Origin of the sequence: Enterococcus sp. HMSC061C05, from assembly GCF_001814765.1 — a bacterium.
GTDB lineage: Bacteria > Bacillota > Bacilli > Lactobacillales > Enterococcaceae > Enterococcus_B > Enterococcus_B lactis.
The window spans coordinates 8,095-14,543 of the sequence record NZ_KV817723.1 but is presented as its reverse complement, the minus strand read 5'-3'; the positions used below and the strand labels follow the sequence as shown (position 1 = coordinate 14,543).

At 38.3% G+C, this 6,449-nt stretch carries 6 protein-coding genes; 3 read left to right on the top strand and 3 right to left on the bottom strand.

Annotated features, from left to right (window positions below; genetic code table 11):
* Window positions 1-64 precede the first annotated feature (64 nt).
* A complete protein-coding gene (locus HMPREF2988_RS01175) occupies window positions 65-1,021 on the bottom strand; it encodes an aromatic acid exporter family protein (protein ID WP_002315171.1) in 957 nt (318 codons plus the stop codon).
* Between the two features lie 104 nt (window positions 1,022-1,125).
* On the opposite strand from HMPREF2988_RS01175, the gene HMPREF2988_RS01170 reads away from it, so the two are divergent.
* Complete coding sequence (locus HMPREF2988_RS01170; RefSeq protein WP_002292924.1) at window positions 1,126-1,728, top strand: FUSC family protein; 603 nt, start codon at window positions 1,126-1,128, stop codon at window positions 1,726-1,728.
* A gap of 85 nt (window positions 1,729-1,813) precedes the next feature.
* Here HMPREF2988_RS01170 and HMPREF2988_RS01165 read toward each other — a convergent pair whose 3' ends face one another.
* Together HMPREF2988_RS01165 and HMPREF2988_RS01160 are read right to left on the bottom strand one after the other, a co-directional pair.
* The gene (locus HMPREF2988_RS01165) at window positions 1,814-3,313 is read right to left on the bottom strand and encodes a flotillin family protein (RefSeq protein ID WP_002292923.1); all 1,500 of its coding nucleotides are present in this window, start codon (window positions 3,311-3,313) and stop codon (window positions 1,814-1,816) included.
* Between the two features lie 15 nt (window positions 3,314-3,328).
* Window positions 3,329-3,853 carry an NfeD family protein gene (locus HMPREF2988_RS01160; RefSeq protein WP_002292922.1) on the bottom strand — a complete coding sequence of 175 codons (525 nt, stop codon included), beginning with the start codon at window positions 3,851-3,853 and terminating at the stop codon, window positions 3,329-3,331.
* Window positions 3,854-4,028: 175 nt separating this feature from the next.
* Here HMPREF2988_RS01160 and HMPREF2988_RS01155 point away from each other — a divergent pair, with 175 nt between their 5' ends.
* Entirely contained in the window at window positions 4,029-5,672 is a 1,644-nt protein-coding gene (locus HMPREF2988_RS01155) for an ATP-binding protein (RefSeq protein WP_070769838.1), read from the top strand.
* Window positions 5,647-6,363 carry a response regulator gene (locus tag HMPREF2988_RS01150; RefSeq protein WP_002315175.1) on the top strand — a complete coding sequence of 239 codons (717 nt, stop codon included), beginning with the start codon at window positions 5,647-5,649 and terminating at the stop codon, window positions 6,361-6,363. Before HMPREF2988_RS01155 ends, HMPREF2988_RS01150 begins: the two co-directional genes overlap by 26 nt.
* Window positions 6,364-6,449 lie beyond the last annotated feature (86 nt).

The following is a 6,449-nucleotide window of genomic DNA, read 5'->3' as shown; positions in this document are numbered from 1 at the left end:
ACCGTTTAAGAAAGAGGTTGTGAAATCAGCTTTTTGACCTGAGTATTAGCTGAATTCAAAACCTCTATTTTTTGATTTTTTGTTGGGAGAATTCTGCCTTGATTTCAATAAAACTTTTAAAAGACTGCAAAAACTGGAACAATTCTGCTCGGTCCTCGAATTCAGGGCGGCTAGTCGGCAGAGGCATTTGCCGATACAATACATAAACTTCTTCAATACGCGCTAAGATTTGTCTGCCATCATTTGACTCTGAAAATGTTTCTGCCGTATAAATCAATAAACCGTAGATATGTTTTCCATAATAAGCTGGTTGTTGGATCCGCTCTAGATTTTCCAACATGTCTTTAATCACATTGACCTGTGCTCGTCTCATAGAGAAGTAAGTTTCATAGTATAGCGGCTGTCTGAGCCAGTAGTTTTCTTGATGTTCTCTGGCATCTTCTTGGCTTTCGCGAATGAATGTCAGCAAATGTTCGCATTTGATCTGCACATCTCCTTTATTTTCCGATAAAAGAAATTCTGCCATTTGTCTCAAGATATTCCGAAATTCTTTTTCAATCTGTATTTGGTTTTCCTTCAGCTGCTTCGTACGATCTGGCATATAGACATTCGCAAGCAAAGCAAATACTAATCCAATCGCCATTAATCCCGCTTCATTGCCGATCAGCTGCCAAGACATGTTTTCCTCCACTAAATAATGAGTGACCAAAACCGAATTTACGACGATTCCTTCAGTTAATTTGAAGCGAGAGGCAAGTGGGATGAACAGGAATAAAAAAAGACTGAAGCCAAAAATAGTATACCCAACAGCAAAAAAACTGAACAGTGCTGTTGCCGTAGCTAATATAAAGGCTGCGATTCGATTCATCCCTGTACGCAATGTAGAGCGTTTTGTATTTCCCACACTCAATAATGCAATGATTCCTGCAGCTGGCCAATACAATAGCGATAAGCTACCCGCTGTGACCATTGAAAAGAAGACACTGATCACCGTTTTGATTGTTCGCATTCCTATACGCATTTACTCCCCCCTTTTTCTGTTTTAATTATACTTGAATAATGAAAAACTAGCTATCAGACAAAAGTTTAGGTATGATGGTAAAAAGAACAAAAAGGAGAATCTCTATGCAATTTGGCCGTTTTCGACTAGGTATGCGTACGATCAAAAGTGCCTTAGCTGTTTTTTTATGTATCTTGTTTTTTCATTTGACTCAACGAGGAATCCCAATGATTGCTGCATTATCTGCTGTTTTTTCTTTGCGTCAGGACTTGACTACAACCGTTTCTTTTGGAAAATCTAGGATCATTGGCAACACATTAGGTGGTACACTAGCTATCATTTATTTTTTTGTCAAAAGCTATTTTCACAATGATTTTTTGGTAGAATTGATCCTGCTTCCTATTCTAGTAATTATTGTGATTGTCGTGTCAGACGGCATCAACAATAATTCCGGCATCATTTCCGCAATCGCTACGTTATTGCTGATCGCATTGAGTATCCCTCAAGGTGAATCTGCTTTGTACGCGATCCAACGAGTACTAGATACTTTTATAGGAACATTCATTGCGATCGGTATCAATTTCTTTCTTCGTCCGCCTGAAACAGAAAAGAAGGAAGAACTATCAGAAGATTTGGTCGAACTCCAAAAGAAAGAACGATTGCTGCGAACAAGTTTACAAGAGATAGAAGCTAAGATCCAAAAACAAAAGAAAAATAGCGAGGACTGATTTTCTTTTGAAATAACATAAAAAATGGAGAGAAGGACTTGAAAAGCCTTCCTCCATTTTTTATTGATCGGTGAAGTGTCCTACTTTATTCTTCCTTCATCGAGTGTTGTTCTGCCTCTTTTGGTGCTTCATACATATTTACTTGGCTAGTAGTCCCACGTGTCGACAAATTCTCTACGATTTCCTTCAAGTCAAGTCCTGTTGTCGCTTTTAATGTTTCTTGAGTAGTAGAAAGCAAGTTTGTGGCATAATTTGTCACTCGGTTCGCTCCACTGGTTTCTCCTGAGCTGCTTCCTGTATCGACAACAGAGATTTTTTCGATATTTCCTAGCGGCTGTGCTGCTTCGCGCATCAATTGCGGTAGCATATCGATAACCATACTCAAGACAGCTGCTTCGCCATATTCCTTGAAGGCATTGGCAATTTTTTGTTTTGCTTCTGCTTCTGCTTTTCCTTTTGCTAATGCTGCTTCTGCTTCTGCTTGTCCAGCTAACCTTGTCTTATTGGCTTCCGCTTCTGCTAGTGCTTCCACACGGAAACGTTCGGCTTCTGCTTCGGTCACTTCTTTGACTTTTTGAGCTTGTGCTTCTTGTTCTTTAGCGTAACGATCGGCATCTGCTTTTTTCTTCACTTCCGAATCGTATTGCTTTTCTCGACGTGTAATTTCTTTTTCTTCTAATTCGATTTGTTTTTGACGTTCTATGATTTTGATTTGCATTTCTTGCTCGATTACTTGTTGTTGTGCTCTGGCGCTTTCCAAGTTGTAGGCTTGGTCTGCTTTCGCTTTAGCAACATCTTGTTCTTGTTTGTAGGTTGCTAGTTTCAATTCTTTTTCTTTCAATGATTCTGCGATTTCTGTTTGTCGTTGTAATTCAGCTGCTTGTGATTCTTTTTCTGCTTGAGCTTTTTTGATACGCGTTTCTTTTAAAGCTTCTGCTTCTGCTATATCTGCATCTCTTTTGACTTGGGCGATTCTTGGTTTCCCTAAAGAGTCAAGATAACCATTTTTGTCTCTGACCTCTTTGATAGTGAAAGAAACAATGATCAATCCCATTTTTGCAAGGTCTACAGAAGCGACTTCTTGTACGCTTTGACTGAACTTATCACGATTTTGGTAGATTTCTTCTACAGTCATAGAACCTAGAATCGAACGTAAGTGACCTTCCAATACTTCTCTTGCTTCATTCTCCAATTCTTCTCTAGTCTTACCTAAAAACTGTTCTGCTGCTGTAGCAATCTCTTCTACAGAAGAACCAATTTTAATGATCGAAGTACCGTCACACATCACCGGTACGCCTTGTTCTGTATACACTTCTGGAGTAGAAACGTCCAATTTGCTAGATAATAGACTGATTCGATTCGAACGTTGGAAAACCGGTAAGACGAACGCTCCGCCTCCTCGCACGATTTTGATTTTGTTGTCACTTTCATCTTTGTGTACATTTTTGCTTCCTAAATAACTTCCACTGATGATCAACGCTTCATCTGGTTTTGCTGTTTGGTACTTCGCTACAAAGACGATCAGTAGCATCAGCAAAATCAACGCTGCGATTGCGATCGCGATAAAAACAACTGGTATTCCCATTTAACACACGCTCCTTTAAGCTTTTATCATGCTTTCATAAGGCATGACATAACAGATTCTTTCCTTGATCTCAATGATCAATACTTTCGTTCCCCGCTCCGCTATCTGTTCTTGGGGGCTGTAGAAACAAGCAGGACGACTAATGGAACCGGTAACACTTTTTAATTGGATTTCTCCCATGCCCCGTACAGGGATTGGTGTGATCACAACAGCTACTTGCCCTTCCAAAGTCTTTTCAGAAGACGACATCGTTGATTCGGCATGTTTCATCGGCATCAATAGATAGAAATTAAGCAAAAATACCAAAACTGTCGATATGGCTCCACTGGCAATAAATAAAAATAAAGAGGATTGATCCGTTAGACGCTCACCAAGAAAACCAAACAAACTTGTAAAAGTTAGCCAAGGGATAATAAGCATTGGATCAAGTGGGCCATCAAAGTCGAAGACATCTCCAAAAATAATCAAAAGAACTGCCAACCCCGCACAAATCAGCAATGTATACCAATAAATCGTCTCAAGTGCGATTCCCCCTATCATATACACGCCTCCTTCCCTTTCTACGTCTATCATACCAATGTTTGAAAATTCTGTATAGCTTCTTTCACCGATTCAAAGGTATTTATTCATAGAAAGCTTCTATTTATCAATGCCAATTTGTTAATTTTCATTTTTCATGTTAAAATTTTCACAATAAATTCTTTCGAGGTAGCCTATGTTTCCTTTCCTTAAGAAAAAACCATTAAAGCTCCAAAATACGATCATTCTTGTCGTTTATTTCTCCACATTCGTTTCTTTGATTGTTTCTGCCATATTGATTAGGAATTTTATTCTTTCGATGAACCGATCTAGTGTGTCAGATAGAATCTCTAGCATCGCTAAAATCGTTGCCAGCGATAAACTCATCCAAAAAAAGCTTCAGACTGGTGATCCGACACATGTGATTCAAGGAATCACGAATGAAATCATGGTGGCATCGAATTTAGATTTTATTGTTGTCATGGACCCTGAAGGCATTCGATATTCTCACGCAGACCCAAGTTACATCGGCCTTCCTTTCTCAAGTCATGAAGATGTGAAAAAAGTGATTGGAGGACAAGAATTTTTCTCTGAAAAAGAAGGAATGTTAGGGTTCGGCTTCCGCTATTTCGTCCCTATTTATTATGATCAAGAGATTATTGGTGCAGTTTGTGTTGGCTTGACGAACAACACGATCGACAATCAGGTCAAAGATGGACAAAAAATGATTGTTTTTTCATTGATCATCGGACTTAGCGTAGGCATCATAGGCGCCGTTTTTCTTGCCCAAAAAATGAAAAAAGTACTGCTTGGACTTGAACCACAAGAAATAGCGGAACAGTTAAGTGAAAAAACGATTATCGAAAATGAAGTAGATGAAGGAATATTGGCCATCTCTTCTGATAAAACTATCCTCTTGATCAATACACCTGCAAAAAATATTTTCTATCAAACAAAACGGCTGTCGGATTTCGAAGTAGGAAAAAAAATCAGCGATAATCTATATGACGTATTGTTTAAAGAGACAATCGAGCACCAAACGACTGTTCGGACTCAATCCATGTATTTAAATGGGATAGAAACTATTTCTAGCGTTACACCTCTTTTTAGCAATGACCGTTTTTTAGGAGCAGTCGCAACTTTACGAAATCGATCAGAAGTAATGAAATTAATGGAGGAGCTCGGGGGGACGAAACAATATATAAACTCTATGAGAGCTCAAACTCATGAATTTATGAATAAACTTCACGTCATTTCTGGCTTGATTGACTTGAAGAAATATGAAGAAGTCACCCATTTTATCCAACAGCTAAATCAAAATTATAAAAAAGAGATTGGTCAAGTCTCAAATCTGATCAAAGTCCCTGCGATTGCCGGTTTTTTATTAGGAAAAATAAACGAAGCCAAAGAACAATCTGTTGAAATGTTGTTAGAAAGCGATTCTTTTATCCCTAAAATGGAGATGGACGACTCCATCCATTCACTTTTGCAAGTGTTAGGGAACTTACTTGATAATGCTAAAGAAGCCGTACTTCAAATGCCTGAAAGAAACGGACAGGTTCGGCTCCATTTAAACTATGACACAGAAGCGGAAGTATTCATCGTGACCGTCTGCGATGACGGTGTCGGAATATCAGAAGAAATCTCAGAAAAAATATTTACGCTAGGTTTTTCGACGAAAGGAATCAATCGTGGATATGGGTTGAATATCATCCATTCAATTGTCAAACGTCACGGTGGGATCTTAGAATTTTCCAAACAAGCAAATGGCGGTACAATCGTCTATCTAGAATTACCAAAAAAGGAAGATCAAAATGATGACAAATGTCCTAATAATTGAAGATGATCCAATGGTTGCAGAATTGAATCGTACGTTTGTGGAAAGTATACCTAATATGAACGTAATCGAAAGTTTCAGAAATGTAGAAGAAGGAAAAAAATATTTCAGACAAAAAAACGCAGATCTGCTGTTGCTTGATGTATATATGCCTGGCGAAAGTGGTATCCATTTTTTATCTTGGCTGAGACAGCAAGGAAACGATATCCCAGTGATCTTGATAACCGCTGCAGATGATATCGAAACCATAAAAAATGTGATCCGATATGGTGCCTTAGATTATTTGATCAAACCCTTCACTTTGCAACGTTTCCAGTTGGCGATTGAAAAATACCTTGCTTTCTCTCAGACGATCCAAACGACTGAAAAAGCAGATCAGAAATTGATCGATCAAGTATTCAACCATACCACTCCCATTCACGAAACACCTTCATTCATTGATTTGCCTAAAGGTCTGTCAAAACTGACTTTAAAAAAAATCAGTGCATCTATCCTAAAAGAAGAGACTATTTTTTCAACAAAAGAACTGGCTCAAAAAAGTGCACTTTCACGTATCTCCGTCAAGAAATATTTAAATTTTTTGGTGGAACAAGATATACTGAATGAAAGAATCAGATATTTGGAGATTGGTCGACCACTAACCTGTTATGAATTGACAAAGAATGGGCGAAAAAAACTCACGGATTATTGTTGAGTCATCGAGTTATCTAATACTAAATAAAGGCTGTGAAAAAAGTCTTGTCACAGCCTTTTTTTCCGAATAAACGGTGTTCCAGAAGT

What these genes read in the sequence shown, in the direction of transcription:
- HMPREF2988_RS01175 (WP_002315171.1), bottom strand. Translation starts at nt 1,021, where the DNA reads ATGCGTATAGGAATGCGAACAATCAAAACGGTGATCAGTGTCTTCTTT.
- HMPREF2988_RS01170 (WP_002292924.1), top strand. Translation starts at nt 1,126, where the DNA reads ATGCAATTTGGCCGTTTTCGACTAGGTATGCGTACGATCAAAAGTGCC.
- HMPREF2988_RS01165 (WP_002292923.1), bottom strand. Translation starts at nt 3,313, where the DNA reads ATGGGAATACCAGTTGTTTTTATCGCGATCGCAATCGCAGCGTTGATT.
- HMPREF2988_RS01160 (WP_002292922.1), bottom strand. Translation starts at nt 3,853, where the DNA reads ATGATAGGGGGAATCGCACTTGAGACGATTTATTGGTATACATTGCTG.
- HMPREF2988_RS01155 (WP_070769838.1), top strand. Translation starts at nt 4,029, where the DNA reads ATGTTTCCTTTCCTTAAGAAAAAACCATTAAAGCTCCAAAATACGATC.
- HMPREF2988_RS01150 (WP_002315175.1), top strand. Translation starts at nt 5,647, where the DNA reads ATGATGACAAATGTCCTAATAATTGAAGATGATCCAATGGTTGCAGAA.